Origin of the sequence: Levilactobacillus hammesii DSM 16381 (assembly GCF_001434395.1) — a bacterium.
In the GTDB taxonomy this organism is placed as follows: Bacteria; Bacillota; Bacilli; order Lactobacillales; family Lactobacillaceae; genus Levilactobacillus; species Levilactobacillus hammesii.
On sequence record NZ_AZFS01000061.1, the window covers coordinates 226,769 to 249,746 of the forward strand.

The 22,978-nt window shown below is 50.1% G+C and carries 17 protein-coding genes; 5 read left to right on the forward strand and 12 right to left on the reverse strand.

All coding sequences use genetic code 11. From position 1 onward, the window contains the following. Nucleotides 1–381 precede the first annotated feature (381 nt). Nucleotides 382–3,102, forward strand: coding sequence for a YfhO family protein (locus FD28_RS09810; protein WP_057734865.1), 2,721 nt, complete (start codon nt 382–384; stop codon nt 3,100–3,102). Nucleotides 3,103–3,734: 632 nt separating this feature from the next. Here the strand turns inward: FD28_RS09810 and FD28_RS09815 are convergent. Continuing rightward, nucleotides 3,735–4,931, reverse strand: a complete 1,197-nt coding sequence (locus FD28_RS09815) for a cation:proton antiporter (RefSeq protein ID WP_057734866.1) — start codon at nt 4,929–4,931, stop codon at nt 3,735–3,737. 302 nt (nt 4,932–5,233) lie between these two features. On the opposite strand from FD28_RS09815, the gene FD28_RS09820 reads away from it, so the two are divergent. Continuing rightward, entirely contained in the window at nt 5,234–5,437 is a 204-nt protein-coding gene (locus FD28_RS09820) for a YjzD family protein (RefSeq protein WP_057734867.1), read from the forward strand. A 160-nt stretch (nt 5,438–5,597) separates the two neighbouring features. Here the strand turns inward: FD28_RS09820 and FD28_RS09825 are convergent, their stop codons facing one another. Continuing rightward, nucleotides 5,598–6,266 (reverse strand): GTP pyrophosphokinase, encoded by a 669-nt coding sequence (locus FD28_RS09825; RefSeq protein WP_057734868.1) that lies wholly within the window; start codon nt 6,264–6,266, stop codon nt 5,598–5,600. 15 nt (nt 6,267–6,281) lie between these two features. Further along, a complete protein-coding gene (locus tag FD28_RS09830) occupies nt 6,282–7,502 on the reverse strand; it encodes a multidrug efflux MFS transporter (protein WP_057734869.1) in 1,221 nt (406 codons plus the stop codon). A gap of 287 nt (nt 7,503–7,789) precedes the next feature. Between FD28_RS09830 and FD28_RS09835 the strand changes: the two genes are divergently transcribed. After that, nucleotides 7,790–8,548 (forward strand): NADP-dependent (R)-specific alcohol dehydrogenase, encoded by a 759-nt coding sequence (locus FD28_RS09835; RefSeq protein WP_057734870.1) that lies wholly within the window; start codon nt 7,790–7,792, stop codon nt 8,546–8,548. A gap of 701 nt (nt 8,549–9,249) precedes the next feature. Here FD28_RS09835 and FD28_RS09845 read toward each other — a convergent pair. From FD28_RS09845 to FD28_RS09865, 5 genes are all read right to left on the reverse strand, one after another. Further along, nucleotides 9,250–9,630: a DUF1634 domain-containing protein gene (locus FD28_RS09845; RefSeq protein WP_057734872.1), complete on the reverse strand. Its 381-nt coding sequence runs from the start codon at nt 9,628–9,630 to the stop codon at nt 9,250–9,252. Next, the gene (locus FD28_RS09850) at nt 9,630–10,475 is read right to left on the reverse strand and encodes a sulfite exporter TauE/SafE family protein (RefSeq protein ID WP_057734873.1); all 846 of its coding nucleotides are present in this window, start codon (nt 10,473–10,475) and stop codon (nt 9,630–9,632) included. Before FD28_RS09850 ends, FD28_RS09845 begins: the two co-directional genes overlap by 1 nt. A 327-nt stretch (nt 10,476–10,802) precedes the next feature. Beyond that, on the reverse strand, nt 10,803–11,660 hold the full coding sequence (locus tag FD28_RS09855) for a LysR family transcriptional regulator (protein WP_057734874.1): 858 nt from the start codon (nt 11,658–11,660) through the stop codon (nt 10,803–10,805). 46 nt (nt 11,661–11,706) lie between these two features. Next, nucleotides 11,707–12,597, reverse strand: a complete 891-nt coding sequence (locus FD28_RS09860; protein WP_057734875.1) for an alpha/beta hydrolase — start codon at nt 12,595–12,597, stop codon at nt 11,707–11,709. Beyond that, the gene (locus FD28_RS09865; protein WP_057734876.1) at nt 12,587–13,888 is read right to left on the reverse strand and encodes a PTS transporter subunit EIIC; all 1,302 of its coding nucleotides are present in this window, start codon (nt 13,886–13,888) and stop codon (nt 12,587–12,589) included. Before FD28_RS09865 ends, FD28_RS09860 begins: the two co-directional genes overlap by 11 nt. A gap of 367 nt (nt 13,889–14,255) precedes the next feature. Here FD28_RS09865 and FD28_RS09870 point away from each other — a divergent pair, with 367 nt between their 5' ends. Together FD28_RS09870 and yicI are read left to right on the forward strand one after the other, a co-directional pair. Further along, a complete protein-coding gene (locus FD28_RS09870; RefSeq protein WP_057734877.1) occupies nt 14,256–15,665 on the forward strand; it encodes a glycoside-pentoside-hexuronide (GPH):cation symporter in 1,410 nt (469 codons plus the stop codon). Between the two features lie 92 nt (nt 15,666–15,757). Further along, nucleotides 15,758–18,046 (forward strand): alpha-xylosidase, encoded by a 2,289-nt coding sequence (gene yicI, locus FD28_RS09875; protein WP_057734878.1) that lies wholly within the window; start codon nt 15,758–15,760, stop codon nt 18,044–18,046. A gap of 79 nt (nt 18,047–18,125) precedes the next feature. On the opposite strand, the gene FD28_RS09880 is transcribed toward yicI, so the two are convergent. The 4 genes from FD28_RS09880 to FD28_RS09895 form a co-directional block, all read right to left on the reverse strand. Beyond that, the gene (locus FD28_RS09880) at nt 18,126–19,346 is read right to left on the reverse strand and encodes a helix-turn-helix domain-containing protein (RefSeq protein ID WP_057734879.1); all 1,221 of its coding nucleotides are present in this window, start codon (nt 19,344–19,346) and stop codon (nt 18,126–18,128) included. A gap of 188 nt (nt 19,347–19,534) precedes the next feature. Then, on the reverse strand, nt 19,535–20,350 hold the full coding sequence (locus FD28_RS09885) for a serine hydrolase (RefSeq protein ID WP_057734880.1): 816 nt from the start codon (nt 20,348–20,350) through the stop codon (nt 19,535–19,537). 134 nt (nt 20,351–20,484) lie between these two features. Continuing rightward, nucleotides 20,485–21,585, reverse strand: coding sequence for a hypothetical protein (locus FD28_RS09890; protein WP_057734881.1), 1,101 nt, complete (start codon nt 21,583–21,585; stop codon nt 20,485–20,487). A 98-nt stretch (nt 21,586–21,683) separates the two neighbouring features. Further along, a complete protein-coding gene (locus tag FD28_RS09895; RefSeq protein WP_057734951.1) occupies nt 21,684–22,772 on the reverse strand; it encodes a hypothetical protein in 1,089 nt (362 codons plus the stop codon). Nucleotides 22,773–22,978 lie beyond the last annotated feature (206 nt).

Sequence of the window (22,978 nt, forward strand, 5' to 3'; positions counted from 1 at the left end):
CGGAAGTTGCTAGCCACGCTACTACCGGCGACATCGCTGAAATGCCAGCGTTGAGTGCCTATGATTGGCAACATTCTACGTAGCCGTGAGTGAGTCAGATTTGGGTAACGGTCAGGCAGCGGCTTTAACCTCCGTTGTCTTGTCACAAGATTAAAAGCTGAAGTTGAAGCACAGTCTGCCAATTTTGGCTAGACCTACAGTCTACTTGATTAACGATAACGCAACCTTAAGTTATTTTCCTTACCAAAGTCTAAGTTTATTCGAAGTTTGGCGCGTTCTTTACCGCAGCGCGCTTTATTTAAGGTAAACTTTTATCCAAGTACAGAGAATGTTATCCTATTAGGGTCAGACATTTTGATTGTCATCAACGGAGGGGTTTTCATGGAGCAACAGCACAACACCTTGGCGAAATTAAGGGTAAGTCGCTGGGTGTATTTGGGGGCATTTTTGATTCCGCTGGTCATCATGTGCGTGGTCTTCTGGCAACTGAAGGTCACGCCCTTTGGCAAGCATAGTCTGTTAATCAGCGACACGGGGGCACAGTACATTCCGATCCTGGAATACCTGCGATCCACCGTTTTGCACGGACAGTTTCACCTGTTTTCGTTCGCATTGGGGACGGGCAGCAGTATAGTGCCATTATTGACTTACTACGTCATCAGCCCGTTTAATTTTTTGATTTTTCTATTTCCAGCGGCGCAGTTACCGACTGCGGTGGCCTGGATCGTCATCTTAAAAATCGGGACAATTGGCCTGACGATGGCTATTTTTCTACGTCATGCCTTTCTGCGGAGTGGCTGGTCACTCCTGCTATTCTCGACGGCCTTTAGCCTGTGTGGCTTTGTGGCGATGTATTTTTACGACATCATGTGGCTCGACGCCCTGATCTGGCTGCCCATCGTGGCCCTGGGGTTACACCGCATCGTCAGTTCGAATCACTTTGGCTTGTACACCGTGAGTCTCACCATCACCATCTTTTCCAACTATTACCTGGGCTACATGACCTGCCTGTTCTCGGTCTTATACTTCATTTATCTGATTGTGGAACACCAACCGGTCCCCACCCCGTTCAAGGAAACTTGGCGGATGCATTGGCCGGCCATTCGGCAGTTTGTTTTCGGTTCACTGCTGGCGGGACTCATGTCGATGGTGGTATTGATTCCGACGGCGATGGGCATGATGTTAACGGGAAAGAGTAACTTCTTTGTCGAAAATTATCTGCCGACACCGCTGTTCGGACCGGAAGTCCTCGCACAGTTCGGCGTTGGCACCGGTGATTTTCACAATCACCTGTACCACGCGCCCAGTCTGTTCATGGGAACGCTCATGTTCCTATTACTGATCGTCTACTTTGTATCGCCTAAGATCAAGGCGGTCGAGAAGACCCGAACCATGTGGTTACTCATTGCCATGGGCCTGAGCCTATTCGTGACGGTTTTCAACACAATCTGGCACATGTTCCAGCAACCGGCCGGCTTTCCTTTCAGAAACGTCTACTTTTTCACCTTCTTGGCCTTAATTACGGCCTACCGCGCCTGGCAAACGCATCCCGATCAAACCATGAATGATCCCCAGAAGATCCTCGCTTTGCTGTGGGGAGCTGGGCTATTAACGATTGGTTTTACCTCGGCACAGTTTGTCCCGAAGTTGTGGGATCAATTCATGCCAAGTTACAACAACAGCTTGTACCTGCATAGTCAGCCCAATTTTCATCTACTCTGGTTGGCACTAGGTCTCCTGCTACTGAACACCATGCTGGTCTTCATCACAGAATGGCGACCGATCCGGATTAGCTTAATGATTCTGATCATCTCCGGTGAGTTGGGTAGCAACCTTTACCTGGCCTCGCAAGGTATGGATTTTGGCTCAGAAACCAAATTCGAAAAGTATTTCAAACGTGACTCATCCCTGTTAGACCGAATAAACGCGTCATCTACGAAGTCTAACCTCCACCGGGTCGATTACCTGCACTCGACCATCAGCAACGCTTACACGGGACCGTATAACCACTACAACGATCCCCTGATGTTGGACTACGCGGGCCTTAGCTCTTACTCCTCAACTCTGGACGAGCAGTCACGCGTCTTCCAGCACGATTTGGGCTATTTCAGTCAAAACGTCCGGCGGATTAGCGCGCAGGGCTACACGCACCTGACGGACACGCTGTTCAGTGTGAAGTACCGGTTAAATGCCGACAATCCACATCCCGTTACCAAGTTGAACTCCTACGCTGGTTTCGGTTTCGCCGTGCCGACTAAGCTCGCCGATGTGCAATTGCGCGATCAAACGGCCCTGTTCAATCAACAGATGATTCTGGAGGCACTGGGGGCACAACCGGATACCTTGGTTCGCGCCACCACGATGGATATTTCGACCCACAAGGCCAGCGTAGCGGAAGCCAACCGTGCAGCAGCGAAGAATGACCGCAAGTCTGGTCACCGCTATGTCCAGACCTTCAAGTTGCGGGTGAACGCGACCGGTCTTCTACACGGTTACTCGCCTGCTGCCAACGTCATTTACTCGAGTCTCCTAGTTAATGGCAAGAAGGCCAAGCCACTTATTAACGCCGATGGCAGTCGCTACGTCTTCAAACTGGGCCAGCATCAAAAGGGCGAAGTCGTCACGGTGAGTTACGTGACCACCCGGCCTGAAGCGGGTTACAGCAACGAATTCGTTTCACTGGATCAGGCGAAATACGTGAAGTTGGCGAAGAGTCTGGCCCAGCAACGCTTTAAGCTCAGTCGCAAGAGCGGGGTCACCTGGCTTTCTGGTAACGTTCAGGGCTCCGCGCAACGGCGGCTCCTGTACGTCTCCATCCCGGACACACCGGGGTGGCACGCCACGGTCAACGGTAAACCCGTCAAGATTCGTTCGGCGATGCACGCTCAATCCATTATTCCCGTCGTTAAGAACTATCGCGGCATGATTGGCGTTCCGATTCACGTTGGCAAGAACCACGTCGTCTTAACCTACACGACACCGGGATTGAAGGTTGGCGCCCTGCTGAGCGCACTAGGTGCAGCGATCTTCGCCTTCCTGGTGATTGCGGGCGAATGGGTCCGGCCCTTGAAACGCCGGCGGCAACAAAAAATAAGCAAATGATCCCTTAACTTGAGAAGGTTAGTCCCTGCGTGGGCTGACCTTCTTTTTTGTCCCTCTATAAATACTAACGAATTTTTTTAGGATTCAGTCTCACTTTTTTAGACTGACTGCAAGTTCAAGACCGTCTAACCAGGATTCTAATCACTCATCGGTGGGCGCCTGAGTGGCGTTCCTCTGACCTTCGCTGATTACTAAAAAGGATCGGGGGACAGCACAAAAATCAGCGGCTTAGAAGGCTAGTCCTTCTGAAACCGCTGATTTTATGCTTGCCATTATGGTGTCAAAACGTGGGACAGTAGGAATTTTGTGGCGCTTAACTCGAGAACAGAAATGATACTCCCTGTTCTCACATTAACGCTTGCAAATAACATCGCTAATCCTATATAGCCGAAACGTGGGACAGAAGGCAGATCCCTGCGCTTAACCCCATTAAGAGAACAATCCAAGCCCGGGATTTTTCTCTTAATGACGTTAATGCTCAGGAATAGTCGCTCAATTTTATATAGCCGAAACGTGCGCCAAGGGGCAGTCAGCTCCGCTTAACGCCATTAAGGTAATAATCCAAACCCGGGATTTTTACCTTAATAACGTTAATGCTCACTGACTAACCGCCCCTTGGCGCACTCTTTTACCTATTCCACCGGCCGCACCTTCGACCGATCGATCTCACCCCGGTGGGCCCGATTCATGGTGACCCGCAAGAGGAATGGTGCCAGCAACGTGGCCACAATAATTGCCGCCACAATCGCCGAGTAACGCACCGGCGACATTAACTTGGCAGTGTATCCAATCTGGGCGATGATCAAGGCCATTTCGCCGCGGGAAACCATCCCGGCTCCCACCGCTGTGGCGCTATCTAACGAGAAGCCGGCCATTTTGGCCCCGGCCCCGGCACCAATCAACTTGGTGAGCACCGCCACGATCGTCAGGACAACGATGAAGCCCAGCTGCTTACCCAGACCGTTAAAGTCCATATTCAACCCGATGCTGACAAAGAATACCGGGATAAACAGGGCGTAGCCAATCGGCTCAATGTGCCGGTCGACCGTCGATTTGGCACTGGTTTGTGAGATGGCAATTCCGGCAAAGAACGCCCCCACCACGTCACTCAGGCCCACCAATTCGGCCACGTAGGCCATCCCAAAACACAGTATGATGGCCATCAGCGTCTGGCCCATGGGAATCAGCAACCGGTCGCCGATCTTCGCCATGTACGGTGCCACCCACCGAACCACGAAGTAGATCGCCGCAAAGTAAACGATTTGTTCAAGCGTCGTCAGCAAGAGACCGCCAGACGCCGCGGCACTGTCGCCCACGGCCGTTCCGGTCGTCGAAACCAGGACGCTCAGGATCACCACCGCCAGAACGTCATCGACCACGGCGGCACCAAGAATCGTGGTCCCCTCCCGGCTATTTAGCGCGTTCATTTCCTTCAAGACTTCTACCGAGATTGAAACGGAGGTCGCCGCAAAGATGACACTGATAAAGAGACTCTCGACCATTCCCAGGTTGTAGAGCATCCCCACCAGGTACGTCCCGATGACGGGAATCAGCACCCCCATCAGGGCCACCAGAACACTGGGTTTCAGGTAGCGTTTCAGTAGCTTTAAATCGCTCTCCAATCCGGCGATAAACATCAGGATGATCACGCCCAATTCGGCGTAGCTTTCGAGAACGTGCGTCAGACTGATCCAGCCCAACATGGCCGGGCCGATAATCACCCCGACTAGGAGTTGCCCAATCACGGCGGGAATCCCAATCCGTGTGCTGTAGTGTCCCACAATCGTTGTTGCTAATAGGATTAACGTTAAATTTCTTAATAATTCCACGAGTAGCCTCCTTGATTTGACAAAAGTTATTTCCCCATTTTTAAAGGTTAATGTCCACGGTTCTTCCCCTGGGTAGTCAAAAAGCGACTGCCCGAAAACGGTTCCCCCAACCCAAGGGGAACACCATTCTTGAAAGCAGTCGCTTCAACCATCTCTAATTTTATTAGTTTATATTATACAGAAAAGTTCCCGTCACCGCAACTCACCCGCATTAGACCGGGTATTTCAGCCCCGCAACAAAATTATAGCTACCCGCCATCCCCGAATCGTGTTAAACTAATAACGATTGTGAGGTGACGCGTGTGAAGTGGTTAGAAGCTAACTTAGTCGTACTTTTTTGGGCCGTTATCTTCGGTGAAGTCATTGGTTATATTGTTGGTGCCTTGAAGCAAGTAACTTACGATTATACTACAATTGGTGTTACTATGGCAGTGGTAGCTGTTATCGCCGTCAACGGGATTATGTTACTCGGACGGAGCGACGTCAAATCTTCTGAAGATAACTAAGCGTTCACAACGAGCATGACCGAAACAACCGACCTTGGCGGATTTGCCAGGGTTTTTTTAATGCGTACGGTAGCCTGATCCTTAAAACTGAAGCCCTAATCAAAAACAGACATCGACGACCAATTCTTTCCGGCCGCTGATGTCTGTCTTATTTTCTAGGTTATAAACCCTGAGCGTCCTCCGCCCGAATCTGATTCTTAATCGCATTCATATCCTGATCCAACTGGTGAACCAGCTTGGCCTTTGCAATCAGCTCTTGGCGTAATTCTTCTTGGTGTTGAACGTTTTTCTTATAATTCAACTCGTGTTCCAGTGAGGCCCAGAAGTTCATGGCGATCGTCCTAATCTGGACTTCGACCTTGACGGGTTCCACGCCCGCATCCAAATAGACGGGGACCGATAAGATCAGGTGCAGGCTTCGATAGCCGTTGGGTTTGGGATGCGTAATGTAATCCTTTCGCCGCAGAATCTGAATGTCCGGTTGCTTTTCCAGCCGGCTCTCCATGGCCAAGATGTCATCTTCAAACCGCACAATCACCCGGATACCCGCAATATCGTGCATTTCATCCGGCAACGTCTTGAGATCAAAGTTAAAGTGCTTGCGTTGCACCTTTTCCAAAATACTTTCTGGAGATTTAATCCGTGATTGCAGACTATCAACCAACGTGTGCCCGTGGAGAATCTGATACTCCTGATCCAAATACTCAATTTTCGTCCGAACCACTTTGACGGCACTATTGTAATCCAACATCAACCGGCGAAAAGTATCGACCGTAGCCAGCGACGTGGGATCGTCGATAAATTGTGCGGGTAAATTCTCGTTAGCCATAATAATCCTTCCTAGTTACGCGTTTTTTTGCCGAAACTGCCGAATTTCAGGAACGACCCACCATAACAGCAGAAAGTTCAGCAATAAGGTAATGGCGGTAAATGTAAATACACCATTATAGTTGAAGATATTTGCAACAAAGCCACCCAGCAGTGAGCCTAACATGCTGCCTAGTGCCTGGAATGACTGATTCCAGCTAAAGACGGTCCCGGTCAGCTCCTGGGGCGAATTCTTAGTTAACATCGTTTGGACCGCCGGGAACAACGCCCCGTCGGATACCCCAATCATAAACCGTAGAATTCCCAGAAGCCAGACGCTGGTGACGAATCCTTGTGGAAAATACATCAGGACGGCAAAGATGTAGCCAAAGACCAAGACCCGACTGGTCCCGCGCCGATCGCCATACTCACCCAATTTGGGGGCAGCCATCAGAGTCGAGACCCCGGGGAGAGCCGCGATAATCCCCGCCACCAACGTAATGGGACCCGTATTGCTCATCAACTGCTTGACGTACAAACTGATAATCGGCGTGATCGAGTTGTTCCCCATTTGAATAATCATGGTCGAGACCAGCAGGACCAGAATCAGCTTGGGCCGTTTGACCCGCCGTAACCAACTGCCGGACTGCTCACGTTGGTCACGCGTGATCGGCGTGAAGTGTTCGTGAACCAGCGTGGCACTGAGGAAAAACACAATAATCAGAAAAATCCCAGTCAGGATGAAGGTCCACCGAATCGAGAAGACTTCCGCCAAGATCCCACCCAAGACTGGTCCGATCAGGTTTCCGCTCACGTAGCCAGTCGTTAAGATGCCCAGCGCATTGCCACTCTTCTCGCGAGGCGTCTCCGCGGCAATCAGCGCGGTCGCATTGGGAATGTACCCCGCAAAGAACCCCTGCAGGAATCTTAGGGCGATGAGTTGCCATACATTACTAACAAACCCCATGAGGCCGATCACAATCGCCATCCCAAATGACGATCGCAGCAGCATAATCTTGCGCCCCTTGGTATCCGCCAACTTTCCCCACAGCGGTGAGACCAGCGCAATCACAAAGAAGGTGACGGCATACGTCACCCCACTGTAGATGGTCAGTTGGCCCTTGGTAAACGTTCCTAAATCATCAACGTACAACGACAAAAAGGGCATGACTTCGCTAAAACCCATTCCCGCAATAAAAGTTCCTAACCATAATACGGCTAAATTCCGTCGCCATTGTTCAGATTTTCGTGTGCCCACGCCATCATCGCCTCTTAATCTCTCTAAAATCACATTAATTACTAGTGTAGCATAATTACCGGTATGAAGCCGATAACATGCCTCTCAAAAGTTTTTGTAAATTTTTTTAATAAAAGGGTTGGAATTTTGATGGTTTTGTTTCATAATAGGGGACAAGCATGTGACGTTGTTCACTTATACTTTTGTTGATGGTGCTAAACACACCGCTCACTTGAATTTCTTTGTGGCTTCATTTGAGACGCAACACACACATGACGCAGATCACAAAATTTTTGGAGGTAATACAAATGGCACATCGTTTAGATGGAAAAGTTGCAATCGTTACTGGTGGTACTCTCGGAATTGGGTTGGCCGTTGCTGACAAATTCGTTGAAGAAGGCGCCAAGGTTATGATCACTGGACGTCACAGTGACGTTGGTGAAAAAGCTGCCAAGAGTATTGGCGGCCCAGATGTTATTCAATTCTACCAACACGATGCTACTGATGAAGACGGTTGGGTTAAGTTATTTGACGCTACCGAAAAAGCCTTTGGCCCCGTTACCACGATCGTTAACAACGCCGGTATGGCCGTTAACAAGAGTGTTGAAAACACGACGACTGAAGAATGGAAGAAGCAATTAGCCGTTAACTTGGATGGTGTCTTCTACGGTACCCGTCTTGGTATCCAACGGATGAAGAACAAGAACCTCGGCGCTTCAATCATCAACATTTCTTCTATCGAAGGTCTTGTTGGTGACCCTAACTTGGGTGCTTACAACGCTTCTAAGGGTGCCGTTCGGATCATGTCCAAGTCAGCTGCCGTTGACTCCGCCTTGAAGGACTACGACGTTCGTGTGAACACGGTTCACCCAGGTTACATCAAGACGCCATTAGTTGATGATCTTCCTGGTGCAGAAGCTGCTATGTCTGACCGGACTAAGACACCAATGGGCCACATTGGTGAACCTAACGATATTGCCTGGATCTGTGTCTACTTAGGTTCTGACGAATCCAAGTTCGCTACTGGTGCTGAATTCGTTGTTGATGGTGGTTACACCGCACAATAAATCTTTAAAACTTTACAAACAAAAACACCGACGCTTGTTGTCGGTGTTTTTTTCGTCTCTGCTTATTTTCCCGCTAAACCAACTAAAGATTGCAAGATGAAATGCCTGCCGCGTCCTAGTGTTGGTAAGTATTCGTACCATTCAATTCGTCTAAATTGGTCGCACTACGGCTGCCAGGGATTCCGCCTGCTGTGGGGACGCTTCAGCCTGGAGAAACATCAGTCTTCTCGCTCGATTTGGAGCCACGAAAATCACGTATCTCCAAAGTCGCCCGTGCTGTAAGCTGGCTGAAAAATCGCCAGCTAACACCACCTTCACGGCCGGCTCCATCCCTGGCCTCCTCCGGCTCTGATTGCGTTTTACATGACGATAGTTGTAAGTTACGACTACCTGACATTTAGGAGTCCAACTGATAACGACTGTTATAGTGATTCTCAGAGTCGTCCGAGAGCACCATGTAAGCCGAGAGGTCGGCAGATATGGGCTCAGGCGCGTCGTTCTACTTAGTCAGTAAGCGATCTTCTTACTGGCTTAGTAGAAAACCAAGCTTGTAGACTCGTGATTTTCGAGGCTTCAAGTTGCGTTCGCACCGTTCCAGTCCCATATCTGCCGACCGGTAAGGCGAAGGAACCACTATGTTGCCTAATTTCAGGCCTATTGTTGATGCCAAAATAGGTATAACTAGTACCTTGAAACTTTCATCATTTTCCCGTTAAACCAATCAGAAGCGCAATCATCAGAATGATCAGCACCGCCGTGGTAATCGCCACGTAGAGGTGGTCGCGTTCCTTATAGAACGCGTAGATGGAGACCACAACCCGCAGAACCGGCGTCAAAATTAGGCAGTACGTCCCTAACATCATGATGGCATAGGCCTTCAGTTGCCAAGTTCCCAGGAGGATGGCCCCCATGGTCAAGGGCACGGTATCACCAGCGTAACCAGAGTTACCGGTCGCTAGAAATATAACGAGTCCAATGCCCATGACGATGGCCGAGAAGACCACCCCTACCTGCAAAATACGACCAATGATGGTCTCAACCTGAGCCATTTCCGTTGCCGTTGCATTTGTTTTTTCTGGCATTAGAAGTGAACCCCCAATCCCTTTAATAACATTTCAATCCCGATGTACAAAATAATGGGAATAAAGACCATTCGAATCCACCGCGCGGGTAAGACCTGCATGATCCGTGACCCCAGCACGGCGCCGCCCAGGATTCCCAGAGCCATCGGTACGGCAATCCCTGGTAGGATCGACCCATTGAAGAAATATACCGTCGCACTAGCGGCCGCCGTCACCCCCATCATCAGGTTCGAGGTCGAGCTGGATGGCTTGAGGGGCATCTTCATGAAGGTGTCCATGGCCATCACCTTAAAGGCGCCTGACCCAATGCCTAACAGACCACTTGCCACCCCGGCACCGAACATGACGGAAAAACCAGCCGGGACATTTTCAACCTGGTAGTCGATGTTCTTCATCTCAGCCTTGTCGTAGTAAGTCCCGTTGAGCTTAAGCTTACTGGCAATCTTATCGGGTTCAACGCGTTGTAAGACTTCCTGGCCGCGCCGGAGTTTACGATACATATTCCACCCAGAAAAGACCAGTAGGCACCCAAAGAGTAAGTACAGGTATTTCGGGTCCAGAACCCCGGTTAATAACGCACCGACAATCGCGCCGATGGTCGTCGCAATCTCCAGAAACATGGCGACCCGCAAGTTCAGGACGTTATCTCGCAAATAAGCAATCGTCGAGCCTGAACTAGTCGCAATGACGGCAATGATGCTGGCGCCAATGGCGTATTTAATATTTAACCCCATCCCCAGGGTCAGGATTGGCGTAATAATCATCCCACCACCGATACCCAAAATGGCCCCGGCAATTCCGGCAAAGATGCCCACACCAATCATGATTAAAGCTGTCTGAATCATTGACTTATTTCCTCCTCATGACACAATCTACGCTCTTGATTATCAGCTTTTCCCGCGTTGGGGGCAAGCTGAACCGGAACAAATCATGGGATTGCATGTTCAATATTGTTCAAGTAAAAATACCTATGTTCCAACTGTTTCATAACGTCTTATCTAGAGTTAATGATTTGTCATACAAAGTTAAACTTTCACCTCATACGAACATCTCGCTCACTTAAAAGTGGTTTAGCGCCTGGTAAACGGCACTTTAAACCGGTTACAAGACAAAACGATTCTCCCATACTTAAAAAATATGGGAGAATCGTCAAATTTGTATTTATCATATAGCTAATAACTATCGATGAACCGCTGCAACAAGGGACTGGGCTTAATTGTCGCCGGCCAGACCAGCTTTAAGGTGGTGCGCCAGGGCTGATAGTGAATCGGCCGAATCGCCGTGGTGGCGCCGCTAATCTCTTCCGCAACCGTTTGGGGAACCACCGCCACCCCCATTCGTGCATCGGCCCACTGGACCGCGGTTCGTGCATCGTCACAGGTGCAGGCAATGAAGGGCTGGATGCCCTGTTCATCGAAGGTAGTCTGAAAAATCTGCTCAAAACGCCGGTAGATAATCAAGGGCACATCTGCGAGATCCGCCACCTGCAAGGTCGCCCCCGCAAAGTGATCATACTTCTGTGGAACCACCGCCACCATATTCTCCGTCGCCAATACCTTACTGGCCAATCCCGGCGCAGTGAATGGCGTCCGCACAATAGCGATATCGATCAAATGCTTTTCTAAGCGATCAAGCAGCCCATACGTATTATCCTCAAACAGTCGAATTTGAACCTTGGGATAGTGGCGCGTCAACGTTCGCAGCTTGGCATTGGGGGTTGCCCCCATTGAAGAGGAGACCACGCCCACCGACAGTACACCGGCTAACCCTTGTCCTAGTGAGCGCACCTGACTATCGGCCCGTTCACGGAGATCAATCAGTTGCCGCGCATAGTCTCGCAACAACTGCCCCGCTGGCGTTAAGGTGACGCCACTGGCAGCCCGGTTAAGGAGCGGAACGCCCAACTCATTTTCCAACTGCTTAATTTGATAACTCAACGGCGGTTGGGCCATGTGCAAGTGATGCGCAGCTGCCGTAATCTGACCAGCATCCGCCACCGCTAGAAAATATTCCAATTGCCGAAAATTCATGCGCAACGCCCTCCCACATTTCCTTTTCGTTCAATTATACCAGAACTTAAGGAAGGCCCGTTTCAGTAACATCGTTGCTCTGTGAGCGTTTCGTCATTGGCAACCGGTCTTTACTTGGTAACACTTCTTTCAGGAGATATTGCCGAATTAACAAGATAATTTGCTTATTCTGTGGCAGATCCGAATGGGTAGTGTCATCCCCCGTCACGGTAATCTGGGTGTAGTGTGCCACTTGATTTTGGAAGACATACTTCCCCTGATTAACACTGTTTGCCGGTACCGTCCCATCGCTGGAATAGTTCTCGGTCCCCGCCACCGAATAGACGGTGAGCTTCTTCGGTAACTTTCCTCGTGCTTTGATGAGTTCCTTTAAAATTGCCGTCTGTTTCGTCGTGCTGTCCGACTCCATATTGTACGGCGTGGCAATCGTCATTAACCGTTCCGGCGTCACATTTTGAGTCTGCGCCAGGTATTTTTCCAAGAAGACGCTCAGAATCAAGCCGCCATTGGAGTGACCCAGCATGGAGAAATGGTTGAAGTGGTACGTCTTCACCAGATCCTTAAAGGCTAGATTCAGCCACTGGGCCTGCTTATTAATGTTCGTATAGCCGTCCCGATTATTCTCAAAGGCAATCACAATAAACGGTTGGTTATCTCCTCGTTTAATCGAGCCCGTATAGGTAATCTGGCCACTCTCCGCAACTTTCAATTTCAAAACACTATGGGGCGTCTTGGTTTCCTTCCGCAGCTGCGTAATCAGGGTATCGAACCGATTTTGACTGGCACTCGAACCCGGAACCATAATCGTGGGATTCAGTGGCGTTTTATAGTTTGACTTGTATTGGGTAATCCGCTGCTTCAACCACAGCTGACTGGGCACAAAAACAACCAGCACAGCTAAAAGAACCAGTAACCACCGCCACCAGCTATGCCGCATGATCGTCATCCCCTTCATCGTTGAGTAGCCGTACAAATGGCAGGTAAATCAGGACCGACACACTCAGGCAAACGAGACTCAATAGTAAGGCCCGCCAATCGCCCCCCGTTCCCAAGTACCCCACGAGTGGCCCGGGTGTCGTTCGGGGCACCGGATAAACGATCGGTGGTACCAACCGCCAGGCAATCGCGGCCCACGCTAACAACATGCTGACCGCAGGCGCCAACACAAAGGGAATCAGTAGAATCGGATTAAACAGAACGGGTAACCCCAGTAGTGTGGGTTCATTCAAATTCAATAGGTTGGGCAAAAACGTCTGATTCGCCACACGCCGGTAACTCGCCTGCCGAGACCCGATCCAAATCGCAATGAGTAGCGCCAGGGTCATCCCTGCCCCACCAAAATTGGCGTAGGCATCCCCCAGCGTATGTAAGGTTACCGGATGCGGCGCCCCCCAGCCAGAACCATGCTGGACGGCGTAGGCCAGATTCTGTAACGAGGTAACGGAGCTATTGCCCGCCACACTGATCGGACCAATCAGGCCCAGCCACCACAGGCCGTTGCTAATGGCCGTGACGGCAATGATCCACCAGCCATCATGCCCAACATTTGTGCTTAACGTCTGTAGTGCTAAATAAACGAGATTGTTGATACCCCCGTCAACCAGCCAGCTCACACCGTACCCCGTTGCGACCGTCAAGCTTAGGATAACGACCAACGACCAAGCGATTCGTCCCGTCCATGACAATTGCTTTTTACGGTGATGTAACCACCACGTCGTCAGGCCTTGCATCAAATGGCTGGCGAGCCAGCCAACGCCCAGACCCACTAAAATTGCCAGAAAGATCCCCTGCGGACCCAGGTTAACTTCTAAGAATTGGGAACCCTCGTTACCATGTCCGCCCTGACCCAACGTGTCATAGTTCACATTGAGCGTCAAAAAAGCGAGTGCACTCATCATGCCGACCGCCAAGGGTTCCGCATGATAGGTGCGTGCCAAATAATGCCCCGTAGTAAAAGCCACCATCACAGCCACCAAGCCGTTGACGACAATACTAACGGCCTGCAATCCCTGTTGCCAGAATTCAATGCCGGGCAACCAACGACCTATATGGTAGATTTGAAAGAAAAAGCCACTCTTAGATAGAAATCCTTGACCCACCACATCAACTAACGCCATCACTAAAATAAACGGGTAGGCTACGCGCAGTGCCTCCCGAATGGCGCGCATGGCTCGCCATTGGCTCAGGCGTTGATTGGTGCGCCAAAGCCCCCGTAATAGTCTAACCATCCTCACGCCCCCACTTCATCAACCTTGTTTATTTCATTATACGGGGTTTCACTGAAAGCGGGGACTTAACGCCTTACAAATTAACTAATATTGAATGATTTTGTTAATTTTCAGAAAATAACGGCTGTCGATGGTCATTCTGGTCTCACCATTGTATCTGTTTTCAGCCTGTGCTAAGCTTATTCACGCAAGCGTGTCCATCATTTTCATAGCAGCACTTTACCTGGTTTAGATGTTCCAATTTATTAAGAAATATCGGAAAAAGCAATTCTTTCTTGTATGCGTTTTCAAAAAGTGCTAGTATGTTGTGGTAAACAACCAACCAACTAAACTCGGTTGGCAAATACTATCACATGAGGTGAGAAATATGGATTCTGCATCTAAAGCGTTAGAACAAACTGACGTTAAGCTGCCATGGCGTGAGAAATTCGGTTGGGCAACCGGTGATTTCGCGCAAAACTTGATTTATACCACTATTTCAACGTATCTGCTATTTTTCTACACGAACGTTTACGGTTTACCCGCTGCTGACGCCGCAACCATGTTCCTGGTTGTTCGGTTGATCGATGCCATCAATGACCCTATCGTGGGGACCATCGTTGATAAGCACACGTCTCGTTGGGGCAAGTACCGGGGCTGGTTACTCTACATGTCAGTCCCTCTGGCTGTCCTAGCTATCCTTTGTTTCCACGTGCCAAATGTCGGCGCCATGGGCAAATTGGTTTACGCCTACGTCACCTACGTTGGTCTGTCCGTCATCTACACGACCGTCAACATTCCTTACGGTTCCTTAAACGCCGCTATGACGCGGAACAACAAGGAATTAGTTTCCATGAGTTCCGTTCGGATGCTCTTGGCTAACTTAGGGTCACTGGCCGTTAGCTTCGGTGTGCCAATCTTCGTTAAGATGATTTCCGGTGGCCACTATTCCGGGGTTGAATCACAAACGGGTTGGTTCTGGACTATGGTTATCTACGGGATCGCCGGTGCTGCTATCTTAATCTTCTGTTTCAGCCAATCCGTTGAACGGATCAAGATGGCGCCAGAACAAGAATCCAATGTTAAAGTCTCCGACTTGTATCACCAATTGGTCATCAACGGCCCACTCCGGACGCTGGCCATCTTCTTCATCATCACCTTTGGCTTGATGTCCGTGGTTAACTCCGTTGGGGCTTACTACATGACTTACAACGCCGGTAACGCTGGCATGATGCAATGGTACAACTTATTGGGAACTCTACCTGCCTTCATCGTGGTGCCAATTACACCATGGTTGAACCGGAAGATCGGGACCCAATGGTTAATGCAAGGGAGTCTTGGTTTAGCCGTCATTGGTTTCTTGATTATGTATGCGGTTCCAGCTACCGACTTGACCTGGACCTTCATTGGCCGGACGATTGAAGCCTCTGGTATTATCCTCTCCACTGGATTCCAGTGGGCTCTGGTTCCCCAAGCAATCACTTACGGGGAATGGAAGTCTGGTAAACGTGAAAACGGGATTATCAACGCCGTTATCGGATTCTTCTTCAAGTTTGGGATGGCCCTTGGTGGGGTTGTGCCGGGCTACGTCTTAGCTGCTTACGGTTTCGTGGCTAATCATCAACAAACCGCACGGAGCTTGGCTGGTATCCGGATGACCACGACGATCATTCCAATCATCGTGACCGTCCTGGCTATGATTGTCTTCGCCTTCTACCGTTTGACCGATGAAAAGGTTGAAAAGATGAACGAAGAAATTGCTGCACGTCACGCTGCTGAAAAGACTGCTCAAGACTAAAAATACGAGTGTTAAAAATTGGTATCCGGCTTGTTTGGGCTTGGTACCAATTTTAAAAAGTTTAACAAAAATAAGAATAGGAAGTGGCTACTTTGAAGTTTACTAATGGTTATTGGTTAACTCGTAAAGAGTACGACGTTAACTCACCGGCTGAAGCATTCGAAGCTGAAAAGGATGGCAAGACCTTAAATGTCTACGCCCCTTACAAGCGTATCAACACACGAGGGGACGAATTAAACCTTGGGATGAGCACAATCAAGCTCACCTCCCCGGTTGAAAATGTGATTGGTGTCAAGCTAACGCATTTCGATCAAGATACCAAAGGCCCTTCATATGAACTCAACGACTTAGACCCTGACGTCAACATTGACGTGACGGATAAAAAGGCATCATTGACTAGTGGCGACTTAACCGTCTCCTTACCACTTCGGCAACAATTCGACATGGAATTTACGGCTAACGGCAAAGTCATTACGGCTTCCCGGAACAAGGCTCAAGGTGAAATCTTGAACCATGACACCAACGTGCACTACATGCGCGAACAACTCTCTGTCGGCGTCGAAGACAAAATTTATGGTCTAGGCGAACGGTTTGGTAACTTCATTAAGAACGGTCAAGAAGTGAAGATTACGAACCAAGATGGTGGGACTGCCTCTGAACAATCCTACAAGAACATCCCCTTCTATCTGACGGATGCCGGCTACGGGGTCTTCGTTGACGAACCCCAAACGGTTGATTTTGAAGTTACCTCCGAAAACGTTGACCGGGTTCAATTCAGTTCAGAAGGCGAATCCTTACAATACTACGTCATCTATGGCCCAACACCACAGGAAATCTTGCACCGTTACACCGAGTTAACGGGTAACATGCAATTACCACCGGCATGGTCATTTGGTCTCTGGCTGACGACTTCCTTCACGACGGACTACAGTGAAGCCACCGTATTGAAGTTCATCGATGGCATGAAGGATCACAACATTCCATTGGATGTCTTTCACTTTGATTGCTTCTGGCAAAAGGGCTTTGAATGGTCCAACATGGAATGGGACCGCGATGAATTCCCTGACCCAGAGGGCTTAATCAAGAAGATCCATGACCGTGGAATCAAGGTCTGTGTTTGGATCAACCCTTACATCGCCCAAAAGGGTAAGATGTTCGAGGAAGGCAAGAAGAACGGTTACTTCATCAAGCGTGAAAATGGCAATATTTGGCAATGGGATCTCTGGCAAGCCGGCAATGCCTTTGTTGACTTCACCAACCCGGACGCCGTTAAGTGGTACAAGAGCAAGTTAAAGGCCCTGCTTGACATGGGTGTCGACTGCTTTAAGACTGACTTCGGTGAACGAATTCCCGTTGACGATGCGGTCTTCTTTGACGGCTCCGATCCAAAACGCGAACACAACTACTACACGTTGCAATACAACAAGGCCGTCTTCGATACCATCGAAGAAAACAAGGGTAAGGGCGAGGCCGTTGTCTTCGCCCGTTCCGCTACCGTTGGCTCCCAGAAGTACCCCGTACACTGGGGTGGTGACGCCTTATCTAACTTCAAGAACATGGCCGACACCTTGCATGGTGGGCTGTCCTTCCTGAGTTCTGGATTTGCCTTTTGGAGTCATGATATTGGTGGGTTCGAAGATGGTCCCGACACGCCAACGCCAGATCTGTACAAGCGCTGGACCCAATTTGGTCTGTTGTCTTCCCACAGTCGTTACCATGGGAGCAATGTTTACCGGGTGCCATGGAACTTCGATGATGAAGCCGTTGAAAACACGCGGAAGTTCGTCAACTTAAAGCTTTCCTTGATGCCTTACCTCTACACGCAAGCTGCCCACGATACCGCCTATGGTAACCCCTTGATGCGGCCAATGTGGTTCAACTTCACGTCAGATCGGACTGCGCACACGTTGGATAACCAATACATGTTTGGGACCCAACTGTTAGTCGCCCCCGTCTTCAATCCTGAAGGTCACGTCAACTTCTACCTACCAGCCGGCAAGTGGACCAGCATCATCAATGATGACGAAACCTATGACGTTACCGATGGCAAGTGGATCAGCAAGGATTACGGCGAATTGGATCTGCCTGTATTGGCCCGCGACAACACGATCCTTTTGCGGAATCCTAAGGCCGTTCACGCTGACTATGACTTTACGAAGGACCTAGACATCAACTTGTACGACATGCATGAGGGTGTCACGTCCGTTGCTGTCGTCAATCAAAAGGGGCAGGATGCTGGTAAGGTTACGGTCGACCGGTCTGGTAACCAATTAAAGGTCACCACTTCTGGTCTGACTGGCTCCGCCACCATCTACGTTCATGAAAATGGCCAAGTTACTAAGGCAGCGCTCGATGGCAGTAACGCCACGATTACGCTCTAATACGGTCGTTGTTTCAACAATTTAACTTGCATTTCACGAAGCACGATTGCCAGCTCTGTTGGTGACCGTGCTTTTTGAGTTACACGCGTGTCGCCTGTTGAACCGCCCGCCAAACCGTACTGGTACTAACCCCAAACTGTTGGGCGATCTCCCGGTAGGTCCGCCCCGCGGACCGTAACTGACAAAAGGTCGTCGCGGTCGGCACCAACTGCTGGGACGTTGAAACCGCCGGTATGACGGCAGGCGATGTCCCGCATGTGGCCGGCCGGGGTTGTGCCAAAATCACGGGCTGGGTTTCCTGGATCTTCGCCAACGCATTCACCACGCAATGCGTCGTCTGCGCGTCCCATAACGCATTGTGTTGGTGCGGATTGAAGATATTCAATAGCCCAGCCACCCCGTTTAACGGTAAAAAGTGATGGGCATCCTTCTTCGCATGATTACTGCGATTAATCACCAAGTTGGTGTACGCACTTCCATCAAAGACGACCAAGGACTTTCCCAGCAGCATTTGCTCGGCCACCGAAAATTCGGCGAAATGCGTCGCCAACGCGTGACGCAATAACCGCAGATCATTGCTCTGATCCCAAAATACAAGCGGTAACTGACGGGCAATCACTTTGTGGATAAAGTCCTTCAAAACGCGCACTGGGCTGGCCTGTGTCTCATATTCAGCCAGCGTTAACTGCGTTTCTTTTAGCCCACGCAGCTTGATCTCTGCCGAAAAGTTAGCGTTATCCAAATACCGATTAAAAAACAGATCCATCGCTTGATTACCTGCAAACCCCAACACCGCCAGCTGAAAGATCCCCGCTTTCTCCCCTAGAACGGACACCCGGCGTTGAACCAACGTATCACCCTGACGTTGCGAGCCAAACAGGATTCCAAACTCACAATCGATCACCGCATAGCGCTCTGGAATAGCCGTTAAAGTTGTCACCTTAGGAAAAACGGCCGCCAAATGCTGTCGAAACTGATCCGTCACCGGTGTTGCCGTGGTCGTAGGTAAGACGTAACCATAGCGTTTCAACAGTGTGCCCACACTCCCATCATCGGCATCCGTGCCGTAATTCACAATTTTCTTCGCCCCCAGTGTCAGGCAATGGCCCGAAGTTGATTTGATTACAAACCGCTGATGTGGATCGATTGTAATCTGCGTAATCTCACCCCAACTCGCAAAATTTTTGGCAACCATCAACTGCCCCGAACGGTCGACCTGACAGATGGGATAATCGACGATATAAACAAAGTGATTTTCACGTGGTAACCGATCCAGCGCCCGCCTTTCTGCAAACACCACTCTCGCCGTTGCCCTCAACTCCTCTCCGTAATTTCCAAGTATGCCTAGCTTACCGGATAATTTTTCAGAAAGCCACTAAAATGCTTAATAAAGTTAATTATAAAATAAGTTACATAAATAGAGACGACCAGACGGTGCTAACTGACCGTCTTGGTCGTCTCCAACTTAATATTACCGCAGCTTTTACGTCAACGATGTGTATTCAAATAGGTAACCGTATCCCGTCCCAACCGATTCATCGCGCGGTATTGCTGGTATTGGTTGCCCTGCTGCGCCATCACACCAATCGTATACGTCCCCTGCTTAGTCTTAAAAAGACTGGCATCGTTCTGAACGCCCTTAGCAGGAAACTCACCGGTCTTGTTGTATACCGCAGCATGCTTAACCTGTTTGGGCAGCTTTGAATGGTTCTTGCAATGATGTAGTAGCGTCATCATTTTTTGATCGTATGTCTTACCTAACAATTGGTTACGACTCGTCAGCGTTAAAAATCGAGTCAGGTCATTAACCGACGTGTAATTGTCATGTCCCTGCTGTAGCGCCCGTGTATCCAACATGTAGCGTCGCAAATGTGACTGTTTAAAACCGTACTGCCGCATGACCTGATTGACGCGTTTAAAACCACCCAGCCGCTGAATCAGCCGATTAGTGGCCGCGTTATCCGAATTGTGAATCATCCGTGCCAGGTCTCGCTTCACCGTCCGCGTCAATTTCAGATGGTGGGTCTTAACCCGCTGAAAGACGGTTAACATGACATAGACCTTGATCGTACTGGCTGACCGTTGGCCCCGAACCTTGTGATTGCCCGTGGTCACCGCCAGTGGCTGGTCCCCAAGACGCGTGACTTTAACGGACCACCGGCCATGCACGGGCTTCATGTCACGCTTGATAAGTCGCTTAATTGCTGCTTGTTCATGACTCACGGTCATCGCTTCAGCCGTAGTCGCTGGGATGAGAAGTCCCCAGCCAACGACTAGTGTCACTAGTAATTTTATGTATCGCATAATTCTCCTCCGTTAAATAACCATCCAATTAATTATCTTATATTTTACGCGCAAAGCGGCAAAAGCAGTAGACCTAAAAAAAACGTCTAGCCTCATCCCCGCCAAAGGCCAGTAGATGATGCTAGACGATTTAATTACCAACGCAATGAATCACCAACGAAGACTTCTGGCTGATGATTGCTCAAGAGATAGGCCTTTCCGTGGTCGCCAAAGCTCAAGCCCTCAAATTCACGTTTGGAAGCGAAATGGGTCCATTTCACATCTTGACTAGTCAAATGCCCTCTGCCTGCTAACTTTGCGACTGGTAGACTGGCGATGGACTCATCCGCAACCAAATAAATTCGGTTGTTATTGGGATTAAACGCCATACTCTGAACACAGGTACCGGGACCGTGCGCCAACACCTGGCTGGTTAACCGAAAGTCCACATGATGCCGACTGATCTTCCCTTGATAGATGTACACGCCGCCGGTATCGGGACGCGTCCAGAAGTAAGCCCGCCCCTGGCGATCAAAGGCCAACACGTGCCCACCAGGCACAGCAAAGTCCCCCGCTCGCAAGCGGAAACGAATCCGATGAATGGGCTGCAACGTCGCCGGACTCAGCTGCTGCAAATAGCCGTATTGATTGACCGGCACCCGTGGCGCGGATTCCCGATCACACCACATGTAGAGCTGATGCGTCTTCCAATCGAAGGCCAACGACTGCCCATGACCGGTCACGAAGGCCGGTCCCACCTTGATTGCCGTGCGGATTTGTCTTTCCTTAGCTGACCGATTGGCTGCCGGCGTATACACGCCCTGAATCTGGCGTGGTGTTGCCTGAAGACTGGCTAAGCGATTCATATTGAACCGCACGATACGTCCCCGGTTGTGCCAAGCGGTAGGACAGTACACCACATAGAGATAGCGTCCAACGACCACCATACTCTGGGGATCACCCCAAGCCTCGTGGTGGTATCCCGGAATCGGGAGCAGGTATTTCGTGGTGAAGGTCACCGCCGCTCCTCGATCACTCGTAATCGTGTTTACCCCGTGCGGATGGACCGCCTGTGCATAGTGATCTGGTACCGTGACAAAGTGAACCTGCGCATCGTCTAGCGTTCGTCGCGCCACTGGTGCTGCCAAGGCCGCAGACTTTTGATCGACCGTCGTCATGGCATGTGCCGCGTGGGTTCCTGCCAGGCCCAGACTAAGTCCAACAACTAATGCTCCCCATAAATGAATGCTTCGCATAACCCATCATCCCCCAATGTTTTCAGCCAGTATAAGACGCTGATGGGAAAACGGGGCACGAGAGTATTTTTATTTGTCACTCAACTTACTAAGGCTGACTACCAGTTTGTTCGATTACTCGTCAGGACCTCCGGATTATGATTACTCAGAAGATAGGCCCGACCATTGCGGGCGAAGGTTAGTCCCTCAAGCTCCCGCTGTGGCGAAAACCGATTCCATTTCACATTGCTTGAGGTCAGATGCCCCTGACCATTCAGCTTTTTGGCTGGCAGGTTGGCAATCGACCCATCGGCCACCAGATAGAGCTTACCCGTCCGTGAATTGTACGCCATGCTCTGAACCCGTGTCCCCGGTCCATTTCGCAGGACTTGATGGGTCAGGCGAAACTTGACGTGCTTGGTTGAAATACGGCCCTTATAGATGTAAACCCGGTGTGTGCTCGGCCGTGTCCAGAAGTAGGCGTTGCCATACTTATCAAACGTCAAGACGTGCCCGCCTGGGACCGCAAACTTGCCCTGCTTTAATCGAAAACGGATTTTATGCGTGGGCTTCAACTGCCGATTACTGATTTGAGAAATATAGCCATACTGATTCGCTGGCACTCGTGGTGCAGACTCTCGATCGCACCACATATACAGGTGATGGTCCTTCCAATTGTAGGCCAGCGACTGGCCATGGCCCGTAACAAAGGCGGGGCCGACCTTGATAGCCCGGCGGATTGTCCGCGAAGTTCGCCCATTAGAAGTGTACGCCCGTTGAAGTGCTTGAGCGGTCGCATGACTAGCCCCCAGTGCACGTAAGTCATACCGCACCAGTCGCCCGCGATTCTTCCAAGCCGTTGGGCAATAAATCACATAGAGGTAACGGCCATCCGTGGTCAGGCTTTGCGGATTCCCCCAGGCTTGATGCCGATACCCTGGATACGGTAACAGATATTTCGTGGTGAAGTTCACCCGCGACCCCCGCGTACTGCGGATCTGATTGACACCATGGGGATTGCGCGCGTGCTGGTATCTTTTGGGCACCCCCATATAATGCACAGCGCGATCATTGATGGTCCGCAGCCGCCCAACACTCAGCGCCGATGATCGCTGGTGGACGATGCGCGTCGCTTGCGCTGAAATTCCTGACAACATGCCTAGAACTAGCCCCACCAGAATGGCCAATCCTACTTGTAACCTTTTCACAACCATTTTCCTTTCTAAATTAATTTAATTCTGATAACAATCATCAATACTATTAAGTGTAACGCACCTGTCCTTTTACAGCCACTAAGAGCCCCTCGTTCGGTTGGTCACCGTGATTGCGCGGTCTCGACCACCTTTTCTCAAGTGATCTGGAAATTAGTAGCACCGTCCCGGGGTCTTGGTGTACAGTAAGGGAGTACACATAT